A 25,178-nucleotide genomic window follows, 5' to 3' on the forward strand; every position below is an offset into this window, starting at 1 on the left:
TAACTCGTGCTCCATACTAATAGTACAATTCGTCTATAGCTAATTTTAGAAAATCGATTTTTTGATTGTGAAATATTTTCAAATAAATAAAAATTAATTCTACCTCGCCCTATCCCCTTACAACTCCTGACCTATATAGTTTTTTACTTCAAAAAAATAAAATTTTCACAATTATTTATATTGTGAAATTTACAAAAAGTTGCTATACTATGCTTGTACCAATAAAGAAAGCGCTAACATAGAGAAAGGAGGGGCTAAAATAGCAACTTTGTTAACATCTGGAATAAGTTATCAAAGCCTATCTGCCTCCCGTATAGAAAAGATTTATTTTATATAATTCTATGACTAGATGCTTATTCTAGATACTTAGTTGATTTTTTGTAACTCCCAATTACAATGCGATAGAGGAGAAAAAACTCATTTCTTAAGTTTGCCCAAAATACAACAAACCATAATAATCTCCCCGATTCATTGAATACCCCCATCATTCAATGACGAATAATTAATTTCATGCCTCTATCCAAAATCAACCATATAAAATAGATCAGTGGGTTCCCCGCCTGCTGGTCTTTTTGTTATGGTTTTTTCTCTCTGTTCACTGCCGCTGGTGGAGTTCAGAGATTTGAGCCTGCTATGCGACCGATTCAAGCCAAGGTCTCGAATCTCGATTTTGAACTTCGCAAAGTACGCGAATTTCAAAATACGTCGGTGGAGTAAGGGATAAATCCCTAACTCCACTTGCACAGCTGTCTCAATCTCTGAACTCCCCCAGCTCTTGCTCCTAAAAAATATAACCAAAATATTTTTTATAATATTTATTCTATTAAAAAGTTTAATCAATCCAATGGCAAAGAATTAAAATATGATGCCGCCCTATTAATAAACAAAATATTCTAAAACCCACTAGCCTCCGGTTGTCAGTAATACAGTACGCTGTGGAGGTGGCGTTATGGCTTTAGCCATTACACCACGGGGCGAGTTTGGAGACTCGCGGGTTGTGCGAGGCTTCAAATCGAGGTTCGAGACCGTCCTTTGGCTCGGACCGGTCCCCATAGCGTAACTGTATTACTGACAACCGGAGGCGGCACATTTCAAGAGCAAAAAAAATAGACCACCAATTTCTCGATGATCTAATATTATTTATATTTAATTTTCGTCGTCTTCTTTAGCAATTGCTTGTTGGGCAACTAAATTTAGATAATTGAAAGGATTATCGTAATTTGGTTGGAACAACATATCAACAAAGGCTAAATCGTCGATTGTATTTTCATTTTGAATACAGATTGAAATGGCATTAGCTGATTGAGCTATTTCATGCTTACTGAATAGCTGTGCACCAAGTACTTTTCTCGTATCTTTATCATAGATAAGATAAATCGTCAGCATATCAGTCGTTGGCATATAACTTGGACGATAGTAATCGTGGTAAACTACACAATCCGCATTCATTCCATTAGCTAAGGCTTTCTTCAAAGTTAAGCCTGTCTCAGCTAAGGTATAACCAAAAATTTCCATTCCGGTTGTTGCTTGAGTTCCCATGTATTTACGGATATCTCCAAAAATATTGATACCTGCTAGGGTTCCTTGACGAACAGCTTGGGTAGCTAGCGGAATATATTTCAATTCACCAGTTGGATTAAATTTGACGACACATGAGTCACCGGCACCATAAATATCAGGGTCTGAAGTTTGCATATAATCATTGACGATAATAGCACCGTAGCCGTCCATTTGAACTTGTCCACGTAATAAGTCGGTATTGGCAAAGAAACCGGTACAGACGATGACTAAGTCAGCTTTATAAGAATGACCTGCCTTAGTTGTGATCGTTAATTGCTCGCCATCTTCAATTTCAGCAACACGTTCGCCCAAACGAACATTTACATCATGCTCTTTTAATTTTTCAATGATAGTTTCTGACAAACCATCATCGACATAATTGTTCAAAATTTGTTCACGTGATTGAATCAAAGTTACTTCATGAACTGTGTTGGCGTAGCTTTCTGCTAATTCAACGCCAACATACCCAGCACCAACAATCGCAATGCTAGGGTAATTTAAAGCTGATTCGTAGATTTTCTTAGCCTGATCGTAACTCTTGCACAAGAGAACTCGTGGATTGTCCATCCCGCCAATTGGTGGAATACCAACCTCTGAACCAGTTGTCATAATTAATTTATCGTAAGTATCTTCAACAATTTCTTGAGTTTCCAAGTTTTGAACGATGACCTTTTTGTTCTTTGAATCTATTTTTAAAACATTATGCTTCATATGAACTTTAGCACCATAGCCTTCAAGCGTGGTAGGGTCAGCATAAAACATGTCCTCAAGATGGTTGACGATTCTTCCTAAATACAACGCGATTCCACATGATAGGAACGCAATATTATCTTCACGTTCATAGACAGTTACTTCAGTTTCGGGATGCTTTTTTAATATCTGTTCAACTGCAGCTGTTCCAGCATGTGTACATCCGACAACAATAACTTTCACCAGTCGGTTCCTCCTCTTAAGTACCATTTTATACTAGCTTTCATTCTTTACAGCATACCACAACACATACCTAAATTATATCAATCAGGATTTATTTCAATTCCAAGAAATTGTAAATTTTTATATCAAAAATCGGACATTTATATTTTACCTTTTGTAATACAATTAATTTGTATTGACTTTTTCAAAAATGGAGATTGCTATGAAGGAAATTAAACACATCCGTGGCGCTGATTCCGACATTTACCAAGATAGTCTAAAAATTAGAAAATCCGTCTTTGTCAACGAACAGCATGTACCACAAAATTTAGAAATTGATGATTCAGAAAATAAATGTACTTATTTTAATATTTATCTCGATAATCAAGCCGTCGCTACTGCTCGCTTCTCTCCTACCGAAGATAATGGTGTCCATATCCAACGTGTCGCCGTTCTAAAGGACTTCCGTCAGCAGCATCTCGGTTCAGAATTAATCGAAATTATTATTAAATATGCACGTGAGCACAATTATTCTTATGCAATTTTAGGGGCACAAGATCATGCTCAAAACTTTTATAAAAAACTAGGTTTTGAAGTTGTTGGTGAACAATATACCGAAGTCGGGATTCTTCATCATGACATGAAACTTAAGTTGTAGTAGTATTACAATTAGTGTTGAAATAACCGCTTAGAAATATATAGGGAATGTTGTAAAGGAGGTTGAGCATGTATAGATTTTTTATTCAGCCCCAACTAGATAAAGTTAATAACTCGCTAATCGGCTATGAATTATTAATGAAAAAAAAGACTGCCGAAGGTTGGCGACCACCCGCTAACTTTTCCGACGTGCCTTCACATACGATGGCTTCGCTTTTGATTGCAACAACCAAATTGTTGTCACTAAAAATTGGTTCAGTTTCAGTTAATATCAACCGTAACCAATTAATGGATAAAGAAGTCCGCGATGCCATTATCGAAGCCCAAAGTATTTTGCGACCATTACGTTTGGTAGTAGAGTTAACCGAAGATACACCAGACCAAGACTGGCCAAATTCTGAACTAGTTCCACTAATCCAAGAGTTTATCAATTATGGAATGGACTTCAGTCTCGATGACTGTGGTACCGGTGTTAACCAATTGGATAATATTCAAGAACTAGTTCCATTAGCTTCAGAAATTAAGTTTGCCATCCAAAACTTTGGTGAAAAATTGCGTGATCCAGATATCGAAAAGAAAGTAATCTTTTGGCGTGATTTCAGCAATAAAAATAACCTTCGCTTTATTTTGGAAGGTATTGAAGATGACAACGACGATGCATTAGCTGATTCATTGAAGATTGACCTCAGACAAGGTTACTTCTATGGCAAGCCTCGCCTACTTAAATTAAAACCAGACGATAATAAGTTTTAAGTGATTGCAGATAAATATATCTGCAATTTTTTTGTTTGACCGTTCACTGCCGCCGAAAGATGCCAGAGAATTTCACCTGCTGTGGGACCGGTGCGAGCCAAGGTCTCGCGCCTCGATTTTGAGCCGAAGTCTCAAAATCATCCTGTAATATAAGGACTCACTTCCTTATATTACTTGCACTGCGGGTGAATTCTCTGGCATCTTTTGGCTCTTTCTCTTTTTTGTGGCTGATTTGAATTGAGAGTAAGCTACATAGCTTAAGACGATTTAATAATTCTTCCATATAACTGCACAACTGTTTAATAACTCTAATAAATAAATCATCAGCTCTAATATACGAAGTTAATATTATTATTACAGTCCAATCTATCTAAAGAATAATTAAATTATTTATTAGCCGCGAAACAAGTCAACCTAACGAAAAAAATACACTAGCCGGAGATTTCCAGAGATGGAGCCAGCAGTGGGAAGTGTTGTTAGGACGAGCGAACTTCTCGTTCTTACAGCACTAGGACGACTTTTGAGACTTGCCGCCTTTGCAAGGCTCAAAATCGAGGTCCGAGACCGCACTTCGGCTCGGACCGGTCCCCACAGCAGGCTGCCATCTCTGGAAATCTCCGGCGGCATATATAAAAAAACTCCGAACAAAGATTAAGGAAATCTTCATTCAGAGCTTATATTTAATTTATTTACGTTCTTTAGCAACAGCCTGTTGTGCAACTAAATTCAAATAATTGAACGGATTATCATAGTTTGGTTGGAATAACATATCCATAAATGCCAAATCATCAATCGTGTTTTTATTTTGGATGCAAACAGAAATAGTATTAGCTGATTGGGCTACTTCGTGCTTACTGAATAGTTGAGCACCAAGGATCAAATGATTGTCCTTATTGTAAACCAATTTAATCGTCAACATTTCTGTACTTGGCATATAATTTGGACGATAGTAATCGTGATAAATTACGGCATCAGCGTTGATGTCATTGTCCAAAGCATGTCTCAATGTCAAACCAGTTGAAGCAATTGTGTGACCAAACAATTCCATGGCTGAAGTTGCTTGAGTTCCCATATACTTTTGAATATCGCCAAAAATATTTATACCGGCTAAAGCGCCTTGACGGATTGCATTTGTTGCCAAAGGCATGTAAGCTGGTTTACCAGTTGGGTTGAAATTAACTGTACAAGCATCCCCAGCAGCGTAAATATCAGGATTTGATGTTTGAGTATAATCATTAATAATGATTGCTCCGTGACGATCCATATCAACCTGACCACGTAGTAATTCTGTATTAGCAACAAAGCCGGTGCAGACGATAACTAAGTCGGCATGGTGATCTTTTTCACTAGTTTCAATCAAAACATTGTCATCGTCATCACGATCAAATCCAGTTACTCTTTCGTTCAAATAAACGTGAACACCATGATCCTTTAAGAGGTCAATTACATTCTGTGACATATCTTGATCAATGTAATTATTCAAAACTTGGTCATGTGACTGAATCAAAGTTACAACGTGTTCAGTATTAGCATAACTTTCAGCCAATTCAACACCAATATAACCACCACCAACGATAGTAATATGCTTGTGCTTTTGAGCTGTTTCATAAATGGCTTGTGCTTGTGCATAACTCTTACACATCAAAATACGAGTATCAGAAATCCCCATGATTGGTGGGACTGCTACGGTTGATCCCGTTGTCATAATTAATTTGTCATAACTGTCATTAACAATTTCATGTGTCTTCATGTTTTCACACATAACAGTTTTGTTCTTCGAATCAATTTTCAAAACATCATACTTCATGTGTACTTTAGCACCCAGTTTTTCCAGATCTTTAGGAGAAGCATAAAACATATCTTCAAGATGCTTTACTTTCTTTCCTAAATAAAGTGCAATACCACATGATAAGAACGAAATATTGTCATCACGTTCATAAATTGTGATTTCTGTATCTGGATGTTCTTGTAAAATTTGTTCAACTGCTGCTGTACCAGCTTGTGTACAACCTACAACGATAACTTTCATAAAACTTACCCCATAATTCATAATTTGTTTAAATCATAATATGACTTTTTAGCAATAAATTAAAAAAACTTCACTAATATATCCATTATAACCCCTATATTTTTATAAATAAATAAGTGTATAGTGTTTATATATGGGTTAAAAAATTATAATTAATTTTCAGTATTTCGTTTATATTGATTTTATCTAAATTCTATAAAATTACTATTTCAGTTATAATGGAAATTGATATATATAAATCTAAATATTCAAAATAAAAAAGCAATTGAGGTTTAAATTTGCCAGACAATACTTTAGAAAAAATTATTGATAATTATCTAAACATAAATTCAGCAATTATCACCCTAGTGACGATTGGCTTGATTACTATTATCACTATTGTCGCTTATTCGCTGGAAAGACGCATCAGTAAATCTTCACCACTATATCAAAAAATCGCAACTCACATTATTGAAGGTGTTATTTTAGCCTCTAGTATGATCATGCTAGAAAAGATTTTCTTCATTTTAAACAGTGGCACAATCAATAACGGTTGGCTCTATGCCAATGCTCAACTAACTATTTTGCTTTACTGTATGTATCTGATCCGTAACAAAATCACTTTGTTGATTAATCTGTTTATGCCACTACTTTACTACCAAGCAAAGATTTTTACTCGTTTGGACAATAAAGATTTACCATTATTCCTTGGTTCCTACCTGCTTTTAATTGCAATTATTATCTTCATTTACAATCAAACAGAAAAGTTACAGAACAATGAGTGGAAATACGTTGGTATGCAAACATTATTCGGGTTATCCTGGTGGGTTCTAATTTGGACCGATCACAATTTCCCTGCCTTCGAAATTATCAACATGTTGATTGTTTTCTTAATTTACATGACGATTATTCGTTTCTGTGCTCGTAAGCTACAAGATACAATGTTGACATACAACGATTTACAAGTTCAAGTAAACTATGATGAACTAACTGGTGTCAGAAATCGTGCTAACCTTGATAAAACTTCCGAAGAAATTTTTGATACCTATTCTCGAGAAGATGTTCCGTTAACAGTCACAATGTTTGATATCGACCATTTCAAAGCATTCAATGACGAATATGGTCACTCAACCGGTGATGAGGTTTTAAAGCACGTCGCTCATACGATGGAACGAGAAATGTTTCTCACTGATACTAAAGGACAATTATTCCGTTTTGGTGGTGAGGAATTTATCATCATTTTCCGTGGTAAAAAGCCAGCTGATTGTATTCCAATCATATCTGATTTACGTAATACATTAGTCAATACACCGCTAGTTCTCAAGAGCCAGAGATTGGATATCACTATCTCCTTTGGAGTTTCTGAACTAAAGCAAACTGATAATGATTTTGACGATTTATTCAACCGAGTTGATCAATTTCTTTATGCATCGAAGAACTCCGGTCGTAACCGTCTTACCGTTGAAGGCGTTACATATAAATTCGATGATTTAGCTGAAGAATAATCTCCGACTGATATAATTGAATCTAAGATTTTTTTAAATATATTTCTAACATCAATAAAGCAAACGGCACTAGCAATCAAATTCGATTACTAGTGCCGTTTTTTGTTTTTTTTCCCAAAAAAATAGTGAGAAATTAATCTCACCGTCGGGAAGGAATCAGTTGTTTTTGAATCTGGTAGTCCCTACTAGTCATACTAAACCATACCGACTTCTATCGCAAGTGAATAAATGAATAATTTTAACTCTTTTGAGTATAAATTTATTAATATTTACAAACTTTTAACCAGTCTGTTACCAAATCTTAAAATGAGTAATGGTGCTTTAACGATGGTAACACAATCTTATCAGAGTATCCGATTACAATTCCTTGGAAAAACATTGCCAATACCGTTCCGATTCCGACTGACAAAATATTTCCAGTTGTAAAATAACAAATAATCATGATGATCACTGGAGGTGTGTAACTGAATAATTGACCCCAACCAGCTGAACCATGTAAATATTTAAATCGTAGTAAATATGCTAACTCGTCATTTGGATGTTGAATCAAATTACAGCGTTGATAAATGGAAGTCCCGACCGAGACACCAATCAGTCCCAAAACGTCCACAGACAGCCTTAAAATGATTGGTAAAGCATTTAATTGGAATGGATCAAGTATCATTGAAAAGAATCCAACTAAATAACTAAAAGGCAGTGAAAATAGTAAATTTGATAAGAAAATATGGCCGTCAAACTTCCCTAACAAAAATTGATTCACAACGGTAACAATAACCGCGTAAACGAATAACGTAGTACCATAAGTCGAATGTAAAAGATGCGAAATATTGACCGCAGAAGCCGTCCAAACAGCACTCCCCATATTACTGTTAATCATCAATGAATTGGCAAAGGCATCTAGGACAATAGCGAATGTCAGATAACCCAAACGTTTTTTAAAATTCCCTTGTTTCACAATAAAATCTCTTTTCCCTCAGATAAAAAGCTTATATACAGCATTATGGCATACTTTCTTCGATTACAACTAAAAAAACCAATCTCAAAATAATAATGAGGTTGGTTTTTGAATTTTATTTAAATTTATATATCAATACTATGGAAATCAATATCAAAAAATATCAAGCTATTAAAGAACACCCTAGCCTCCGGGTGACTGAGATTCAGCCAGCAGTGAGATGTATTGTAACGGCATTGCCGTTACAATATAGGACGAATTTTGAGACGTGAACTTCGGCTCAAAATCGAGGCTCGAGACCGCACTCTGGCTCGAGCCGGTCCCACAGCAGGCTGAAATCTCAGTCACCCGGAGGCGGCAGTCCTTTAATACCAAAGACTATTTAGTTGGATGTTGCATTTCGTCCATACTGATCAAGTGATATTCGTGCTTTTCATTAGGATCATAAGCTTCAATTTGAGCCATCATACCAGTATCTTCATGTTCAAGAATATGACAGTGATACATGTAAACGCCAAACTTAGTGAATTGAACGGCAATTCTGACAGTTTCACCAGCATTGACACCAACGGTATCTTTCCAACCATGTTCATTAGGATATGGAGCTTTGCCATTTCGACTGAGAACTAGGAATTGGCAACCATGCATGTGGAATGGGTGAATCATACCGCCGTTCATATCATTAGTATTAACAACGTCCCAAAGTACTGTATCGCCAATCTTTTGTTTCCGGTCGATTCGTTGCATATCAAAGAGTTTGCCATCAAGACGAACTTTATCATCCATACCTGACATAACGGTGCGTGTAACGGGTAGTTCTGGAGTAACCTTTGGTGCATCAATAGTTGTAAGGTGTTCTGGCAATTCAACATCTTCACGTTTATAATCACCAATCTTAAACTTCATAATTGGCATATCGTCAGTCATCAATGTCACTACATCGCCAGGCTTCTTATCGCCAAAATCAAGAATAACTTCAGCACGTTCAGCACAAGTTAACATCAATTTAGTCATTCTAACTGGTTCAGGCATTGTACCACCATCTGAAGCAATTTGAGTAAATTCATGCTCATCGTCAAAATGTAATCTCCACTCACGACGGTTGGCACCATTCAAAATTCTCAGACGAACTCTTTGAGTTGTAACGTTGAAGACACCATTAATTGTGCCGTTAACAAGCGCATATTTACCCAAAGTACCATCCATATCATAATCAGCTTTGTAATCTAGTTGATTATCGTGGTAACTTCTATCTTGTAAAATAACGGGAATATCATCAACACCATAATTTCTTGGGAAAGGTAATTTAGCTTCTTCATCATCAGTCACAACGACCGCTGCAGCCAAACCGTTCCAAACCTGGCGAGCTGTATTTGGACATGGATGTGGGTGAATCCAATCAGTTTGAGCTGGTTGATCCAAGGTAAAGTCAATATCACGACTGCCACCTGGATAAACTGGAGCATGTGGGCCACCATCAACAATTGGTCCGGTAACATTTAGTCCATGCCAGTGGAAAGTAGTAACTTCTGGCAATTTATTTACTAGATGTACATGATAGTGAACACCCTGCTTTAAAACAATCGTAGTACCAAGCAATGAGGCATTGTAGCCCCAAGTCTTAGTTTTAGCACCAGGCAAAATTTGAGTTTCACCCTCCTGTGCAGTAATTGTGTAATAGACATCGTTGCCATCCACCTTATCAGGTTTCAAAGCAGCAGGAATATTCAAAGGCTTATCTGGTACATCGGCCTTTTCTAGTGGAACATACCCACCATCGTGCAAATCAAATACTGGTTCATCAAAAAAATAATCCGTGTAAACTTGTGATTCTGACATTTATAATCGCCACCCTATTTAGTTTTTGATCGAAACGTGAAAATACAATTTACTAAAGCCTCTACAAACATGCCAATAGCCATCATATACATCGCAATCATATTTTTATCAGCGAAGACAAAATACAATAAAATTGCATAAAAAATTAGCATGAGAACAGAGAATACTTTAGATCCACCTGCCATGTTATCACCACCAAATTTTTGATACGACTCCATTTTAATACAGTTAAGCCCAATTGTATGCGATTACGGAATATTTAGTATTCATAAATAATTAACTGGTTATCAATATAATTAGCCATATAAACTTCTGCTACATCTAAATTACGCTTTTTTAATTCATCTTCGAGCCACTCATCATCTTTGTGAATACTGCTTAATTCGTCGGCATCAATCTTGCCATCCAAGATAATTGGATATTTAATACTGTCCTCATTTTTCATAACTAAAGTCAAATGACCGTTACGTTCGAAGACCGCACGTTTAACATTTCTAACATCCATAACCCCAGCTTGTCGCAGTTTAAACGACAAATCATTGGCCGATAGACCGTTACGTAACGCTAGATTAACGTCAATTTTTCCATTTTTGATAATTAACTGTGGTGTTCCTTCAATCACCTTTTTGAACAAATTATTGTGATTAGTCAGAAACTTAGCAACAAACACTACCATTGTCCAAATTAGTAAAACGAGTGAAAATTGTAGAATTGTGATACTGGAGTTATAAATCATACCACCGACAATTCCACCAAGAACGTAGTTTTGAAGCTGATCAATCGCACTGGTTGGGGCAATATTTCCTCGACCAAATAGATTTATCTGCAAAACCATGAAAAGGAATCCGATAATAAATTTTAAAGTTAAATCTCCATACGACAGAACTATTTTTTCACCTACTTGTTAATTAGTTGAATCCTTTGGGAGCTGATAATACTAGCTTTCGTCAGCGTATAACTACTCTGATTGTTTTCGAAACTGACCCGATAAATATTGTCGCCCGACTTAATCAACATGCCTTCATTCAGACTGGAACTATTCGAATAAAGATTCTTCGTTGATAGCTTCTTGTCCTTAGCAACCGAACGCATCAGCTCCAAAGTTTGATTAGTCTTGTTGTTAACGTCGAGTTGTTGCTCATAATTATTGTAATTTATACCAATAAATAAAATTATTCCTAAGGCAAAAATTATCAGCAGATCTCGATATTTATTATTCGAACGATTTCTAAAATACAAAAGACTTGTAATAAAGATGGCCGCAGCCAAAACTATAATTCCTATAATAAATAAGAAATTAGGCTCATTATTATGGTCAATTAAATATTGATAAGAATAAAAATTCATATAAATCCCCTCGTCTATTTTTCTACGTCCAGTATAGCAAAAAAGCATTCTCTATAACGCATATGAGTTTGAACATTCCTAGTCTTCTTTGCTTGCGAACGCAACAGATAAGTTTCATAATACATGAAAGTTAAAAATTTTTATAAGGAGTGATTATTTTGGATAATAATTCCAATCTCTGCACTTGGTTAAATATGAAGCACTTCGAAAATGACATTCAAATCAAGTTGGAAAAAGCTCTGATTAAATACGATTTATCACCTGTCGAATTTAGTTTTCTCCATTATCTCTATGATCAATACGATTCCAAAGCAAGTCTGTTAGAAATTAAAAATTCATTGGAACTCAGTTCCGCTGCTGTCTCACGTATGGCGGTTCGACTAGAGAATAAGGATTGCAAGCCTATCGTGCGCTATCACAGTGACGATAATCAAAAGGAAGTCTGTTTGAAGATTACCAACTCTGGTATCAAACATTTTAAAGAAGCATCTATTGTCGTTAATGATGTTTTAAATGAATTTTTCAGTAATTCTGACTTTTTGGCTTTGAGAGACATGATTTTAAATACCAATACTCAAGCTGAAGATTAAACTAATTTTAAAAAAAAAGAGAGCTAGTAAACACACTTTTTGTGATTACTGGCTCTCTTTTGGTTTCTCTTATAAATATAGGCAGTGGCTCTAAAACGGGCTACGGGCGACAGATTCCTGTGCTTCTCCACGCCTCACAAATCACGCACAAAAACGGTGCGTAATTCGTGAAGCTAGGAGAATGCTCGGAATCTAAGCGGTCGCCCTCCGCCCTCTCTTAATCTTGCCAAGGAAACTTCAAACTAATATTCTGATTAAACTTCTCTTGTTTCATTAACTTAGTCAATCTTTCAGCCTGTCTTTCATGATATCCGCTACAAACATATTCTGCTTCATCATTATCTGGAACAATTCCCGGTAAAACAACACTTTTATCCGTTACAACGAAGGTTGAAAAACATGTCAATCCCAAAAATCTTTTACCAGTCTTCAAATGTTCACCGATAATCTTAGTGAAAACTTCGATAGAACGACTTCCGACACCTGAAACGTAAGATTCGGTACACATTGAATCTTGTAGTCCAAATGGCAATATGAAGTTTACTTGATCAATAGAAGCAGTAACCGTCTCAATTCTGGCTACACGTGACGCCGCTATGGATGAATTATCATCGATGGTCATTAACGTTCTGCCACCAAAAACTGTATTATGTTCATTCAAATCAGATGAAAATACCCGATGATTACTGATTGAAAGTGTTTGACTACATTTGATTGTTTCCATTATTTGACCGCCTTTATTTTACTAATATAAATTCTATTTTAAAAAAAATGCCTAATCGTTTAAATCATTCCATAATTCGTCAATAGACTTAAATTTTTTCAACTGTCCAGATTCAATTTCTTTCTTAGCCAAAATGTTTTCTAAATTATAAGTATCTGACTCAGAATGGATTGATGGCTTTTTCATTAAATCAGATTCTATTTTTATAGTGGAAATTCCATTAGTCGGAAGAACTGAGAATATTTACCTGCTGTGGGTGTGGCGTTATGGCTTTAGCCATTACACCACCGGGCGAGTTTTGAGATTCGCGTACTTTGCGAAACTCAAAATCGAGGTCCGAGACCGCCCTTCGGCTCGGACCGGTCCGTATAGCAGGTAAATGGTCTCAGCTCTGTAGACGGCCATCCAATTAATATTTGAAAAAATAAACCATAATCAACAATTGATTACGGCTTATTTTTAATTTATCGTCTGATAACTGATCCCTCCCGGAATCGAACCGGGGACCTACTGCTTAGGAGGCAGTTGCTCTATCCAACTGGGCCAAGGGACCATAAAACACACTTCTTATTCTAACTCAAAAAGTGTGCAGATACTAAATTAATCTTGTTTCTTATGGAAATTACGCTTACCTTTATTCTTTTGATCACGTAAACGTTTCTTAGGTTTGCTTGTCTTTTCTTGTGGTTTCGTAGCGTTATGACGCTTAGTCTTGTCAAAAACAGGTTTCTTTGAAAGCTTACCTTCGTGGTCAACATAAGCCTTAGTAATGTTAGCTTCGACCATATCTTGCAAGTTTCTCATATCATGGCTGTTACCAAAAGTAATTACGTTACCGCTCTTACCCATTCTACCTGTACGACCTGAACGGTGAATATATTCACTGTCATCACGAGGCATCATGTAATTAACAATCATATTAATATCATCAATATCCATACCACGAGCCGCTACATCAGTTGTTAACATCAAGTTAACTTTCTTAGTTGAGAATAGTTGTAGCGCCGTTTTACGTTGTTGAGAAGACATCTTGCTGTCCAATGCTACAAAGTTAGTCTTATTGTGGTTCATGTCACTGATAGCCTTGTGAAGTGAACGTGAATTACTGAAGAAGACGATACCCAAGAATTTCTTGTTATGAGCTAATTCTCTTAAGATTGCGTTCTTAATAAATTCATTATTGGCATCCACAAAATAATGTTTGATACCGGCTGTATAACTAGTATCATTTCGTTGATCGATTACTAAGAAATCTTTTCCAAACCACTTGTGCATGTCTTGGAAAATATCGTTGCCAGTAGCTGAGAAGAAAGTCATTTGAACATCAGCTGGCATTTGTGAAATTGTACTACGAACACTCTCAAGTTTTGATTCGTTCAACATTTCATCGGCTTCATCGACGATAACTGTATTGATTTTACCTAATTTAACTTTACGAGATTCAACTAATTCGTTCAATCGTCCTAATGTAGCAACAATAATTTCAGGCTTTTCTTTCAATTTCTTCAATTGACGTGTGGGATTAGCACCACCTGTCAAAGCTTGAACTTTACAGTCAATTAACTTAGCAAGTGGTTGAATAACATCACGAACTTGCATGGCTAATTCTTGTGAAGGTTCCAAGATCAAAACTTGGAGTCCGTCTTTAGGAACCAAGGTTTCTAGCATTGGCATCACGAAACCTAATGTCTTACCTGAACCTGTTGGTGCCATAGCTACTAAATCTTTACCTTCTTTGAAAGGCATGTAGACAGCCTCTTGAATCTTAGTTAATGTTTCAAATTGATTTGCTTTAAAGTAGTCTTGATATAATTTTGGTATTTCCAATTTATTTTTCCTCATCTGCATCAAAAACAATACCGGCACTTGTTCTTGCTTGCTCTAGAATTCTATTTACCGTTCTGGCGTATTTTAATAGTTTATCATAAGTTGCTTGATCCTTTTCGGTCATTATTCTAGCAAACTCACTAGCCTCAGAATCCATTGGATTTTCAGCCTTCAAAGCTGGTACATCAGTAATATTCTTATTATCGTCGGCCCAATCTAAATGACTGATATCCCCACCATTATCTAACAATAAGGTGTCGCGGCCAAAATAAATTTCGGATGACATGTAAGAATTCTTTGTCTTACCGATAATAATATTGACATCAAAGTTAGGATATTTCAAAGTTAAAGCACCACTGCCATCGACTCCGGATGCTAGAAATTCAGCATCGTAATCAACTTTTTCTGGTTGACCGAATAATACAACGGCGTCATAAACCGTATAAACTCCTAAGTCATATAAAGCCCCACCAGAGAACTTAGTTGTGAAAATATTAGGATTCTTGCCTGCTAAGTAGGCGTCATAACGGCTCGAGTATTTCATATAAGAAAAACTAGCACCACTTAATTTTTCCCGATTCTTATCAACAATTTCCTCAATCTTCTTAAAGATTGGTTCATGAATATGTCTAGCTGCCTCAAATAAATAGAGACCATTTTTGTGAGCCAAATCGTCCAATAAACTAAACTCTTTGATTGTTGAAGTACTAGGCTTTTCAACGATAACATTCTTACCATTTTCCAAAGCCTGTTTAGCTTGAGCAAAATGTAATCCATTTGGTGAAGCAATGTAGACTGTATCGAAATCTTTCTTAAAGAAAGCAGTTAAATCTGTACTAATATCAATATCTTTCTTCTTCAAATCTTCAATAAGGCTTTCAGCTTTCGCTTCTGTACGTGAGTAAACGTTTGTTAAAGCAAAAGTTTTGGTTTCATCCGTTGCTTTAATAAATTGTTCTGTGATCCAGTTTGTTCCTATTATTCCTAAACTAATCATAAAATCACCTCTGTATTTAATTTTACTGATATGTAAGCGTAATTACCAACAAAAAAATACTCGAAATTTAATAATATGGTATATAATTTTGTTTTATACCTTTTGAGGGGAGTACTTTTTTTCAATGAATAATGAAACAGACAAATTTAGCCTGAAAAGAGATTTAGGATTCTTTCCAGCGCTATCAACAGTAATGGGCCTTGTAATCGGGGGTGGAGTATTCTTCAAAATCTCCAGTGTTACAGCCGCTACTGGATCAGCTAGTTTGACTATTTTCGTCTGGCTACTGGCTGGTTTTATTACCATCAATGCTGGTTTAACCGTGGCTGAATTAGCTTCAGCACTACCCGTTGCCGGTGGAATTTACAAATACATTGAATATATTTACGGAAAAGTCCCTGCTTTCTTACTAGCTTGGGCACAGTCAGTCATTTATTATCCCGCTGGAATTTCCGCACTATCCATAATCTTTGCTACACAAGTGTTGAACCTTTGCAACATCCCACACGTTTGGCAAATTCCCATCGCTATCACCTTGGCAGTCTTTTTATTTGCCGTCAATCTTTTAGGTGCCAAAGTTGGTGGAAGAATTCAATCAATTGCTCTAATCGCTAAATTGATTCCAATTGTTTTAATTATCGTTGTGGGAATTTTCACACCAGCAACACATCCCGTATCACTCTTCCCTGTGACATCTGGAAGTCATCCCGACTTTTGGTCATCAATGGGTGGAGGACTATTAGCCACAATGTTTGCTTTTGATGGCTGGATGAACGTTGGTAATTTGGCTGGTGAGATGAAGAAACCTGAGAAAGACTTAGCTAAATCAATTATTGTAGGACTATTCTTTATCACTTTAATTTACGTCTTGATCAGTTTTGTTTTCATCAAATCATTACCATTCCATTTGATCCCAGGCAATCAAAACGCCGCTTCCGAAGCTGCTATTAAAATTTTCGGTGATATTGGTGGAAAGATTGTTACAATCGGTATTTTAATTTCCGTCTTTGGATCCGTTAATGGCTATACAATGACTGGTTCACGTGTCAGCTATGTGCTTGGTACCGACGACGAAATTGTTTTCTCAAAATTCTTCGGTAAATTGACTAATAAAACTCGTGTTCCCGCTAATGCCGGAATCGTTCAAACAATTATCGCCATTATTATGATTTTTATGGGTAGCTTCGATTACCTAACCGATATGCTAGTTTTCGTTATGTGGATTTTTTCAATGATGATGTTCATCGGTGTATTCATTTTACGTCGCAATGAGCCCGAATTGGAACGTCCTTACAAGATTAGCTTTTATCCACTTCCACCAATTATTGCCCTACTCGGTGGCGGATATATCATCATTTCAACCTTGATACGCCAACCTGGACTGGCATTTATGGGTATCGGAATCACATTACTCGGTCTTCCAATTTATTATATTCATTATTTTCATAAAAAAAGGTCGCTTTGATGGCGGCTTTTTTTTTTCAAGGTTATAATTTGCGTGGGATATTATTTGAAACGAATAGCAGGTGTTTTCATGAAAGTTCAATTCAACAGTAAGTTTGAGGAATGGTTGGTTCGAGGGACTTTAAAGATTCAGAAGTTATTAATTTATCGAATTATTCAACGAACTTTATTATTAATCTTTCCTTTTGCTTTATTCGGAAGTTTTATAAAAATTATTCAAACAGTTGTCATCGGTAAAGAAGGCTTTCTAACTGATGTTTTCCCAACATTTGGGAACGACTTCTTTTATCGTTTAATTGAAAATATCGCTAACGGACTGTACAACATGTCACTCGGTTGGGTGTCAGTTATCGCTATCTTTGGTGCGGCCAAATATACGGCTAAATATTATCACCGTGACGATCAATTAGCCGGTCTCACGGGTATCAGTTCCCTTTTGATTATGGATTACGCTTATTCAAAGGTGCAGCCTTTCTCATTCCATCCTGATATGTTGGGTATGCGTGGGCTCTTATTTGCTATTATTGCCGGTATGCTTATCGGATGGCTTTTCAAGAAACTCAGTCGTCCCGCCCCTAATTTTGAAAGTGGAAAACAAGCTACCAGTATTTTGGAAAGAACTTTCATTTCCTTGAAACCAATTATTGTTTCATTAATTATTGCAATGATTTTCAGTACTCTAATCAATGTAACTTATTATTCAGAAGCACCAGGCAACTTTATCAATGCCCTTTCCACGGAATACACTTCCAAAAATAATTGGACACAGTTGGCTAAAACCTTGATTTTTTCTATCTATACATTAATCATGTCATTCTTCGGTTGGTCAGGTACTTACTCTGCCCTCGGTGTTGAAAAAATGGACGTCTTATCAACCATCAATTTGAATTATGCTCTTCAAAAACACACCGCTTGGAACGCTCCTAATCCATTTACTAGTTCAACGTTATATCATGCTTTCGCAACATACGGCGGGACTGGTTCAATCCTTGGTCTGATCATCGCTATTCTAATTATTTCCAAGGATAAAGATTTTCAAACTGTGGCTCGTTGGGCAATGATACCAAGTGTTTTCAATATGAGTAGCGGCGTTATGACGGGTATGCCTGTATTATTCAACGTTATCTTTCTCATTCCATTTCTATTAGCCCCCTTGGCTAATATGTTGATGGCAGCACTCGCTATCACGTTACATCTGATGCCACCAAGTGTTTACCCTGTCCCAATTGGAACCCCAGGACCTCTGATTGCCTTCATCGGTACCAATGGTAGCTGGCAGGCGCTAGGATTCTCTATCCTAGCGATAATTATTTCGGTATACATCTACATGCCTTTCGTTAAAATGGCCGCTAAGGTCAAACTATTAGACAATCCCGGTATTGAAGAAGGTGAAGTCTAATGCGGATGCAATTACGTAATTTAAGACAGAATAAAAACTTCAAATATCTGTTAAGTTTAGGAATTATCTTGATTCTGCTTGGCATACCATCATATCTATGGACCAAGAGCAACGTTACGACTTTAGCTGGACGTTACAACTCACCAATGTCACCTGTCATTATGATTCCCGGTAGCAGTGCGACGGCCAATCGTTTTGATGATTTGGTCAAAACAGTTAATCGACAATACGGCGAACATCACAGTTTGCTCAAAATGACTGTCCATACAAATGACACTATCACCTATACCGGCAGCATTCGCCCCAATGACACACGTCCCTTTATTGTCGTGGGTTTTGAAAATAATAAAGACGGCTATGCCAATATCAAAAAACAGGCTGCTTGGTTCAATCTAGCTTTTAATAAACTCAAAGCTCGTTATCGTTTCAATAATTTCAATGCCTTTGGACACTCAAATGGTGGTTTGATTTGGACTTACTTCTTGGAACATTACTTTGATGACTCCACAATTACAGTCAATCAAATGTTAACCGTTGGTACGCCCTATAACTTTGAAGAAAAGAATACCTCCAATCGAACACAGATGTTGAACGATTTAGTTAAAGATCGTAGCAAGATTCCAACTGATCTAACTTACTATTCAGTCGCTGGTACACAACTGTACACGGATGATGGAATTGTCCCACTCGGCAGTGTCGATGCTGGTAAATATATTTACGAAGGTCACATCAAACGTTATACATTGATCACCCTCACTGGTGACAAAGCTCAGCATTCGGATATGATTGCCAATACTCAATTTATCGACATCTTCCATCAGTACATTGTTGGAAATGGTATAAATAACTCCGGCAACAGTCAAACTAATAAGAAAGTCCCTAATCCTCAACCATAATTAGCTTGTATTACGTCAAATTTTTAAATACAATTAGCGTATGGTATATATAGATTGGCAACTAAGTTTTGTAGCGAATTTCTTCGTGCTATTTGCAATTTTACAAATGCACCGCTACTTTTTAAATTCATTTAATATAGGACATTTAATATCCGATGTAGCTGTTTCTTTAATATTTGGTTATATCGGATTATTTGTCGACGATATTTTTATTTTATTATTCGTCTGCTTTATCTTGTTGTGCAATTTGGCTTGGAATAAATTCAAGACGTTAGATATGCAAAAGTCGATTTCACTAGTTATGGCGGCTAATGTGGAAACCGTCTTGTTCAGTCTAGGAACCTATACGTCTAGAATTATCTTTTTTGTTGCCCTCAATGAGTGGAAATTACAAATTTTAGAGGAATTCCAACAGAATTTTATCCTCGTTTCCTTGGTAATAAACGCAATTTACATCATCTTTTTTCTATTATTAGTCAATCACTATCGACCTGCCGTTGTAAAGTTATGGATTCAAGTCGAACAGTATCATCTTGGTAGAAGGGTCTTTACGATGTCTTTCAGCGTCTTTGTGGCCTTCATCGTAATTCTACTAGTCAGTGACTTACAATCCGTTACAGCGACAATACAGGCCATTATTCTAGTAGTTTTCACAGTAATCATTACTTTGACATATCGCCAATTAATTTTCTTTGTTAAAACTATCGCCATTCAGCGCCAAGCCCAAGCTAAAGTCATTTATAACAAGCAATTGAACGATTATCTAATCAGTGTCCGCCAGCAATATACCGATATACGCAAGTTCAAGCATGACTTTCAAAATATTATGTTATCGATGAAAACCTTTGTCGATCAAAGTGACTCTTCTGAATTGAAACAATATTATCAAGATATCGTGCAATCTCAAGCCAAGTTATTGCCAACTGACAGTGGAAATATCGCCCAAGTCCAAGCTATCGACAGTGACGCGATTCGCGGAATATTAATTCAAAAGTTTTTCCTAGCAAGAAGTCAGAATATTAATTTTCAAATAGAATTGAATCAGGACCATTATCATTTCACAACAGAAATTTTAATTATCGTCAGAATTCTAGGCATTCTTTTGGATAATGCTTTTGAATACGTTCAAACAATCTCCGAAAAAGATGTCACCTGTGCCATTACTCAAGCTGACAATGTTACTGAAATAACTATCGACAATCCCATCAAGGGAAATTTAAATTTCAAAGACCTATTCCAGACAGGTTATACGACTAAAACTAACCATCCTGGATTTGGTTTATCAAATACGCGCCGTTTGATCTCGGAAACTGATAATCTATACTTAGAAACTAAAATTATCCATAGCCATCTGTTGATGACATTAATTATTGTAGGGGGTGATTAAGTGTTCCCAGTTTATTTACTCGAAGATAACTCCATTCAATGCCAGAAATACGCTGAATTTATTAGAAATGGTATTTTGATCAATGATGCCAATCTTGAATTAAAATCAATCTCCGATTCAGTCGAGAAATTTTACCAAGATTACACGCCTCAAGAACAAGGTCTCTATTTTTTAGATATGGAAATTAACGATGACAAAATGGCCGGCTTAAATATTGCGGAAAGAGTTCGTAGAGATGCTCCAATGGCTCAAATTGTTTTCATCACGACCCACGACGAATTATCTCTAACCACACTGGAACGCAAGATTGCTCCGATGGATTACATTTTGAAAAATAAAGGCCTAGATGAAATCAAACATCGAATCACTGACGATATTGAAATGGCAAAAAACAATCTTCAGAAATATAGCCATTCGTCAAAAAATCTCTTAGATTACAAGATTGGCAGCCGTTATTTTTCAATCATGATGGACGACATTATCATGCTCTACACGCAAAAAGACGTCCCTGGTCGAATATTTATCATCACCAAAAATCAACTGGCCGAATTCAACGGCTCACTAAATACTTTCGAAACCGACTACCCCAACCTATTCCGTTGCAACCGCAGTTATTTAGTCAACTTAGAAAACGCGACGACATATGACAGCCACTCAAGAACACTGTCATTCACCGACGGATCAACCTGTGAAGTCTCGTTTAGAAAGAATAAAGAATTAACCAAACTGCTTTCCAACAAAGACTAATTAAATAAAGGACTCACCAAATGCATACAAACATTTGATGAGTCCTTTTTAGGATTATATTCAAAAAAATACCTAACCTTTAAAGGTTAAGTATCCGTTTATTTTCTTCCAACTAATTTGTCCAAACTGACTTCATAAACGTCAGCGAATCGCATCATCATATAGATATCGGGAGTTCTAGTGTTGTGTTCATATTTTGAAATCGTCGTAATATCAACATGCAACATCTTAGAAACTTCGCGTTCTGATAAATTACAATTTTTTCGACAACTTCTCAGGTTATCACCTAAGAAAACTTTTTCATGCTCCATGGTATCCCTCAATTCTTACTACTAACAATATTATATTTCAGAAATAATAACCAAAACATAAAGTATCTTTAAACGTATCGTTTTTCCCGATTAACGTAAAGAAATCAAAGTTTGAACACCATAAACCAACAAAACAGCCGCAAAAGCCAAACTAGCGATCGTAGCAATTAAGGCAAAAATCAGTGGACTAGATTGTTTCTTGAGATTATTAAAATATTGTTTTGAAACATAAACTTGCCAAATACCAATTAAAATAGCACCGATTCCAAAAATTAATTTCATAGTGTTTGTCCTCTGTCGCCTCCAGTTTCGAGGATGAATCCTGCTGTGTGGACCGGTTCGAGACAAAGTACGGTCTCGATCCTCGTTTTTGAGCCGAAAACCACGTCTCAAAAGCGTCCTGTGGTGTAAGAACGAGAAATTCACTCGCCCTAATACCACACCCACTGCGGGTTTCATCCTCGAAACCTCCGGCTAGTTTAATATTCAATTCAATATTAGTCTATCAGTCATACAATTACTATTATTCAAATCCTCAATAATAAAGTAATTAATATTCCTAGAAAAACTGAGAGCGAAAAAAAAGCATTCTTCCCAACAGGTAAACTGATGATAAGAATGCTATTTATTTTAATATTATTACCAACCAAGAAATACATTAGTCGGAGTGGGACAGTGATGGAGCCTGCGGTGAGAGTTGTGTTAGAGCTTCAGCTCTTACACAACTGACGTATTTTAAGCCTTGCCGAACCTGCAAGGCTTAAAATCGAGGCGCGAGACCAAGGCTCGCACCGGTCCACCGCGGCGGAATCACTGTCCCACTCCGACGGCAGTCATAAAACTATTTCAAAGTAAGTTGAGTAACACATTCAATATGGTTAGTCATTGGGAACATATCAACAGGAGTTACATCGCCAATTTCGTATGTATCGCTCAATAGTTCCAAATCACGTGCCAAAGTAGCAGGATTACAACTGATATAAACGATGCGCTTTGGTTTGATGTTCTTCAATGAATCAATCAATGAATTAGCCAAACCTTTACGTGGAGGATCAACCATCAATACGTCAACTGAGACTTCGTTCTTAGCCCAGTCATTCAAGACATCTTCAGTCTTACCAACGATGAAGTCAGTATTAGTAATATTGTTCAATTTAGCATTTTGGTCAGCATCTTTTACGGCATCTTCGATAATTTCGATACCAGTAACGTGCTTAGCCTTGTTAGCTAATGAAAGTCCAATTGTACCAATTCCTGAATAAGCATCGACAACATTTTCCTTACCTGTCAATTCAGCCTTATCAATTGCAAGTTTGTAAAGGTTTTGAGTTTGAACAGGGTTAACTTGATAGAAAGATTTTGGTGAAATACGGTACTTGTGTCCCAAAATTTCATCATCAATATACTTTTTACCACCAAGCAATGTCATCTTTTGACCAAGAATAACGTTAGTATTCTTAGAATTGATGTTCAAGAAGACTGACTTAATCTCAGGATTGCTCAAGATTTCCTTAGTAATGTCCTTATAGTGAGAAATATCAGGTGTTCTAGAAACAAGAACGACCATCATTTCACCTGTAAAGTAAGCACGACGGACCATGATTGTCTTGATTTGACCCTTTTGTTTTTGTTCATCAAAACCACGAACGTTATATTTACGTAAAATATCACGAACACGAATGATTTCAGCATCAATCTTAGGATCCTGAATCAAAAAGTTTTCCATTGGTACTAAATCGTGTGAACGACGACGATAGAAACCAGTAGTCAACTTGCCGTTAATTTGGCGAACTGGTACTTGTGCCTTGTTACGGTAATTGAATGGTGATTCCATACCCAAAGTATCGTTAACAGTAATATCTTTCAAGCCAATCTTATCAAAGTCAGTTACGACTTGGTTGTGTTTGAATTCAAGTTGCTTATCATACTTCAAGTGGCTCAAAGGAGCAATTCCTGTTTGAGCGTAGACGGCGTCGATATCGTGAACACGGTCAGGAGATTCAACTAAAACATCGAGTGTCTTAGCAAAGCCAAAGTTCTTATTCACACGTGTGATAACAGCCTTAACTTTTTCACCTGGCAACGCATTGTCAACGAACAATGTGAAGTCATCGACTTTAGCAACACCTTTACCCTCATATGAGAGATCAAGGATGTCTAATTCTATTTCTTGGTTCTTTTTCAAATTTGGTTTTTCCATTTTTCACCTATACATAGAAAAAAGAAGTGTCCAAAATCGATACACTTCCTAATTCTTATTTATTTATCTGTTTCTTTTTCTTTATCGTTATCTGATTTATCTGAATCGAGGTTCTTTTCTTCTTCGATAATCTTCTCGCCAGCATCTTTTTCACTGAGACTTGAAGTATCCATTGCTTTGAGCGGAATCGAATCAACGTTGGCGTAAATATTTAGATGGTTATGCAAGTTAGTAAATTCCATCGGAGCATCCCCACCATATTCACCATCCAAGTTGACCATGACACGATTTTCATCGTTAGCCTTAACACTGATTTTTTTAGTCTTCGTGTAAATAACTTTTGGATTATAAACATGACGACCACCGTTTAGAACTAGAGCAATCAAATGAACTAAATCACGCAAGTTAGTTTCTTTAACGATAATCAATGAGAAGGTTCCATCACCAATGACTGAGTTAGGAGCAATTTGTTCCATTCCTCCGATTGAATTAGTCAATCCGATTAGAAACATTGTTGCTTTCCCGTCAAAAACACCGTCGTCATATTCGATGTGCATGTCAATGGGACTGATACGAGGCAACAATTCTGCACCTTTTACCAAGTAGGCCAAGTAACCCAAGATTGACTTATAAGCTGAAGGAACTTCATAAGTCAATTCGGTCATTGAACCACCACCAGCGATATTGATAAAGTAACTCTTACCAGCTTGTCCAATATCAACTGGTAATTTTTGACCTTTCAAAATCACTTTGGCAGCCTCGACGACATCATCACGTGGAATCTTCAAAGCACGAGCATAATCATTCGTTGTTCCGGCCGGAATAATTGCCACTTCAGGACGGTGGTCTAAATCGGCAATCCCGTTAACAACTTCATTGATTGTTCCATCGCCACCAGCAGCAACAACTAGGTCAAACCCCTCTTTTGCTACACGTCTGGCTTCGTCTTTAGCTGAGTTTTTTTTCGGTGTCGTTCGATAAGCACTAGCCTCATAACCAGCTTTTTCAATAATATTCAAAATGTCTCCAACATTACTGTTCATGGTCTCGTGACCTGAAGTTGGATTATATATAAGTCTAGCTCGCATATCTTTCCCTCA

23 protein-coding genes and 1 tRNA gene are annotated in these 25,178 nt (G+C 36.6%); 9 read left to right on the forward strand and 15 right to left on the reverse strand.

From position 1 onward, the window contains the following. Window positions 1-1,146: 1,146 nt before the first annotated feature. Window positions 1,147-2,493, reverse strand: coding sequence for an FAD-dependent oxidoreductase (locus tag AAA923_RS10775; RefSeq protein ID WP_338217027.1), 1,347 nt, complete (start codon window positions 2,491-2,493; stop codon window positions 1,147-1,149). Between the two features lie 202 nt (window positions 2,494-2,695). Between AAA923_RS10775 and AAA923_RS10780 the strand changes: the two genes are divergently transcribed. Both AAA923_RS10780 and AAA923_RS10785 read left to right on the forward strand, forming a co-directional pair. Beyond that, on the forward strand, window positions 2,696-3,130 hold the full coding sequence (locus AAA923_RS10780) for a GNAT family N-acetyltransferase (protein WP_338217028.1): 435 nt from the start codon (window positions 2,696-2,698) through the stop codon (window positions 3,128-3,130). 68 nt (window positions 3,131-3,198) lie between these two features. Continuing rightward, window positions 3,199-3,882, forward strand: coding sequence for an EAL domain-containing protein (locus AAA923_RS10785; RefSeq protein WP_338217030.1), 684 nt, complete (start codon window positions 3,199-3,201; stop codon window positions 3,880-3,882). A 685-nt stretch (window positions 3,883-4,567) separates the two neighbouring features. Here the strand turns inward: AAA923_RS10785 and AAA923_RS10790 are convergent. Then, complete coding sequence (locus AAA923_RS10790; RefSeq protein ID WP_338217032.1) at window positions 4,568-5,911, reverse strand: FAD-dependent oxidoreductase; 1,344 nt, start codon at window positions 5,909-5,911, stop codon at window positions 4,568-4,570. Window positions 5,912-6,189: 278 nt separating this feature from the next. On the opposite strand from AAA923_RS10790, the gene AAA923_RS10795 reads away from it, so the two are divergent. After that, window positions 6,190-7,395, forward strand: a complete 1,206-nt coding sequence (locus tag AAA923_RS10795) for a GGDEF domain-containing protein (RefSeq protein ID WP_338217034.1) — start codon at window positions 6,190-6,192, stop codon at window positions 7,393-7,395. Between the two features lie 301 nt (window positions 7,396-7,696). Here the strand turns inward: AAA923_RS10795 and AAA923_RS10800 are convergent, their stop codons facing one another. The 4 genes from AAA923_RS10800 to AAA923_RS10815 all read right to left on the reverse strand — a co-directional run bounded on the left by AAA923_RS10800 (window position 7,697) and on the right by AAA923_RS10815 (window position 11,536). Further along, window positions 7,697-8,350 carry a YczE/YyaS/YitT family protein gene (locus AAA923_RS10800; RefSeq protein ID WP_338217036.1) on the reverse strand — a complete coding sequence of 218 codons (654 nt, stop codon included), beginning with the start codon at window positions 8,348-8,350 and terminating at the stop codon, window positions 7,697-7,699. A gap of 378 nt (window positions 8,351-8,728) precedes the next feature. After that, window positions 8,729-10,189 (reverse strand): multicopper oxidase family protein, encoded by a 1,461-nt coding sequence (locus tag AAA923_RS10805; RefSeq protein WP_338217038.1) that lies wholly within the window; start codon window positions 10,187-10,189, stop codon window positions 8,729-8,731. Between the two features lie 259 nt (window positions 10,190-10,448). Beyond that, window positions 10,449-11,078, reverse strand: a complete 630-nt coding sequence (locus AAA923_RS10810; RefSeq protein ID WP_338217102.1) for a DUF421 domain-containing protein — start codon at window positions 11,076-11,078, stop codon at window positions 10,449-10,451. 8 nt (window positions 11,079-11,086) lie between these two features. Further along, window positions 11,087-11,536 (reverse strand): DUF3290 domain-containing protein, encoded by a 450-nt coding sequence (locus AAA923_RS10815; RefSeq protein ID WP_338217040.1) that lies wholly within the window; start codon window positions 11,534-11,536, stop codon window positions 11,087-11,089. A 158-nt stretch (window positions 11,537-11,694) separates the two neighbouring features. On the opposite strand from AAA923_RS10815, the gene AAA923_RS10820 reads away from it, so the two are divergent. After that, window positions 11,695-12,126 (forward strand): MarR family transcriptional regulator, encoded by a 432-nt coding sequence (locus AAA923_RS10820; RefSeq protein WP_338217042.1) that lies wholly within the window; start codon window positions 11,695-11,697, stop codon window positions 12,124-12,126. A gap of 217 nt (window positions 12,127-12,343) precedes the next feature. On the opposite strand, the gene AAA923_RS10825 is transcribed toward AAA923_RS10820, so the two are convergent. The 5 genes from AAA923_RS10825 to AAA923_RS10845 form a co-directional block, all read right to left on the reverse strand. After that, complete coding sequence (locus AAA923_RS10825) at window positions 12,344-12,850, reverse strand: acyl-CoA thioesterase (RefSeq protein ID WP_338217043.1); 507 nt, start codon at window positions 12,848-12,850, stop codon at window positions 12,344-12,346. A 51-nt stretch (window positions 12,851-12,901) separates the two neighbouring features. Next, window positions 12,902-13,036 (reverse strand): hypothetical protein, encoded by a 135-nt coding sequence (locus tag AAA923_RS10830; RefSeq protein ID WP_338217044.1) that lies wholly within the window; start codon window positions 13,034-13,036, stop codon window positions 12,902-12,904. A 293-nt stretch (window positions 13,037-13,329) separates the two neighbouring features. Further along, a tRNA-Arg gene (locus AAA923_RS10835) sits at window positions 13,330-13,403 on the reverse strand. Window positions 13,404-13,450: 47 nt separating this feature from the next. Then, window positions 13,451-14,677, reverse strand: a complete 1,227-nt coding sequence (locus AAA923_RS10840; RefSeq protein ID WP_338217045.1) for a DEAD/DEAH box helicase — start codon at window positions 14,675-14,677, stop codon at window positions 13,451-13,453. A 1-nt stretch (window position 14,678) separates the two neighbouring features. Then, window positions 14,679-15,674 (reverse strand): Gfo/Idh/MocA family protein, encoded by a 996-nt coding sequence (locus tag AAA923_RS10845; RefSeq protein ID WP_338217047.1) that lies wholly within the window; start codon window positions 15,672-15,674, stop codon window positions 14,679-14,681. Window positions 15,675-15,798: 124 nt separating this feature from the next. Here AAA923_RS10845 and AAA923_RS10850 point away from each other — a divergent pair, with 124 nt between their 5' ends. The 5 genes from AAA923_RS10850 to AAA923_RS10870 are packed head-to-tail and all read left to right on the forward strand — an operon-like array spanning window position 15,799 to window position 21,567. Next, complete coding sequence (locus AAA923_RS10850) at window positions 15,799-17,139, forward strand: APC family permease (RefSeq protein WP_338217049.1); 1,341 nt, start codon at window positions 15,799-15,801, stop codon at window positions 17,137-17,139. 45 nt (window positions 17,140-17,184) lie between these two features. Beyond that, a complete protein-coding gene (locus AAA923_RS10855; RefSeq protein WP_338217051.1) occupies window positions 17,185-18,537 on the forward strand; it encodes a PTS transporter subunit EIIC in 1,353 nt (450 codons plus the stop codon). A 5-nt stretch (window positions 18,538-18,542) separates the two neighbouring features. Next, window positions 18,543-19,433, forward strand: coding sequence for an alpha/beta hydrolase (locus tag AAA923_RS10860; protein ID WP_435890177.1), 891 nt, complete (start codon window positions 18,543-18,545; stop codon window positions 19,431-19,433). Between the two features lie 40 nt (window positions 19,434-19,473). Further along, on the forward strand, window positions 19,474-20,820 hold the full coding sequence (locus AAA923_RS10865; protein WP_338217055.1) for a sensor histidine kinase: 1,347 nt from the start codon (window positions 19,474-19,476) through the stop codon (window positions 20,818-20,820). Continuing rightward, a complete protein-coding gene (locus AAA923_RS10870; protein ID WP_338217056.1) occupies window positions 20,821-21,567 on the forward strand; it encodes a response regulator transcription factor in 747 nt (248 codons plus the stop codon). It abuts the gene before it with no gap. Between the two features lie 98 nt (window positions 21,568-21,665). Here the strand turns inward: AAA923_RS10870 and AAA923_RS10875 are convergent, their stop codons facing one another. The 4 genes from AAA923_RS10875 to AAA923_RS10890 all read right to left on the reverse strand — a co-directional run bounded on the left by AAA923_RS10875 (window position 21,666) and on the right by AAA923_RS10890 (window position 25,166). Further along, window positions 21,666-21,878, reverse strand: coding sequence for a helix-turn-helix domain-containing protein (locus AAA923_RS10875; protein ID WP_338217057.1), 213 nt, complete (start codon window positions 21,876-21,878; stop codon window positions 21,666-21,668). A gap of 90 nt (window positions 21,879-21,968) precedes the next feature. Continuing rightward, a complete protein-coding gene (locus AAA923_RS10880; protein WP_041500621.1) occupies window positions 21,969-22,160 on the reverse strand; it encodes a hypothetical protein in 192 nt (63 codons plus the stop codon). A 559-nt stretch (window positions 22,161-22,719) separates the two neighbouring features. Next, window positions 22,720-24,078, reverse strand: a complete 1,359-nt coding sequence (gene rlmD / locus AAA923_RS10885; protein WP_338217060.1) for a 23S rRNA (uracil(1939)-C(5))-methyltransferase RlmD — start codon at window positions 24,076-24,078, stop codon at window positions 22,720-22,722. A gap of 59 nt (window positions 24,079-24,137) precedes the next feature. Next, entirely contained in the window at window positions 24,138-25,166 is a 1,029-nt protein-coding gene (locus tag AAA923_RS10890) for a diacylglycerol kinase (RefSeq protein ID WP_338217062.1), read from the reverse strand. Window positions 25,167-25,178 lie beyond the last annotated feature (12 nt).

Source organism: Companilactobacillus muriivasis (genome assembly GCF_036246245.1).
Classification (GTDB): domain Bacteria; phylum Bacillota; class Bacilli; order Lactobacillales; family Lactobacillaceae; genus Companilactobacillus; species Companilactobacillus muriivasis.

Bases quoted from the DNA above. Each gene is read 5' to 3' on its own strand.
- AAA923_RS10780 (WP_338217028.1), top strand. From the start codon at position 2,696: ATGAAGGAAATTAAACACATCCGTGGCGCTGATTCCGACATTTACCAA.
- AAA923_RS10785 (WP_338217030.1), top strand. From the start codon at position 3,199: ATGTATAGATTTTTTATTCAGCCCCAACTAGATAAAGTTAATAACTCG.
- AAA923_RS10790 (WP_338217032.1), bottom strand. From the start codon at position 5,911: ATGAAAGTTATCGTTGTAGGTTGTACACAAGCTGGTACAGCAGCAGTT.
- AAA923_RS10805 (WP_338217038.1), bottom strand. From the start codon at position 10,189: ATGTCAGAATCACAAGTTTACACGGATTATTTTTTTGATGAACCAGTA.
- AAA923_RS10815 (WP_338217040.1), bottom strand. From the start codon at position 11,536: ATGAATTTTTATTCTTATCAATATTTAATTGACCATAATAATGAGCCT.
- AAA923_RS10825 (WP_338217043.1), bottom strand. From the start codon at position 12,850: ATGGAAACAATCAAATGTAGTCAAACACTTTCAATCAGTAATCATCGG.
- AAA923_RS10830 (WP_338217044.1), bottom strand. From the start codon at position 13,036: ATGAAAAAGCCATCAATCCATTCTGAGTCAGATACTTATAATTTAGAA.
- AAA923_RS10845 (WP_338217047.1), bottom strand. From the start codon at position 15,674: ATGATTAGTTTAGGAATAATAGGAACAAACTGGATCACAGAACAATTT.
- AAA923_RS10850 (WP_338217049.1), top strand. From the start codon at position 15,799: ATGAATAATGAAACAGACAAATTTAGCCTGAAAAGAGATTTAGGATTC.
- AAA923_RS10860 (WP_435890177.1), top strand. From the start codon at position 18,543: ATGCAATTACGTAATTTAAGACAGAATAAAAACTTCAAATATCTGTTA.
- AAA923_RS10865 (WP_338217055.1), top strand. From the start codon at position 19,474: ATGGTATATATAGATTGGCAACTAAGTTTTGTAGCGAATTTCTTCGTG.
- AAA923_RS10875 (WP_338217057.1), bottom strand. From the start codon at position 21,878: ATGGAGCATGAAAAAGTTTTCTTAGGTGATAACCTGAGAAGTTGTCGA.
- AAA923_RS10880 (WP_041500621.1), bottom strand. From the start codon at position 22,160: ATGAAATTAATTTTTGGAATCGGTGCTATTTTAATTGGTATTTGGCAA.
- rlmD (WP_338217060.1), bottom strand. From the start codon at position 24,078: ATGGAAAAACCAAATTTGAAAAAGAACCAAGAAATAGAATTAGACATC.
- AAA923_RS10890 (WP_338217062.1), bottom strand. From the start codon at position 25,166: ATGCGAGCTAGACTTATATATAATCCAACTTCAGGTCACGAGACCATG.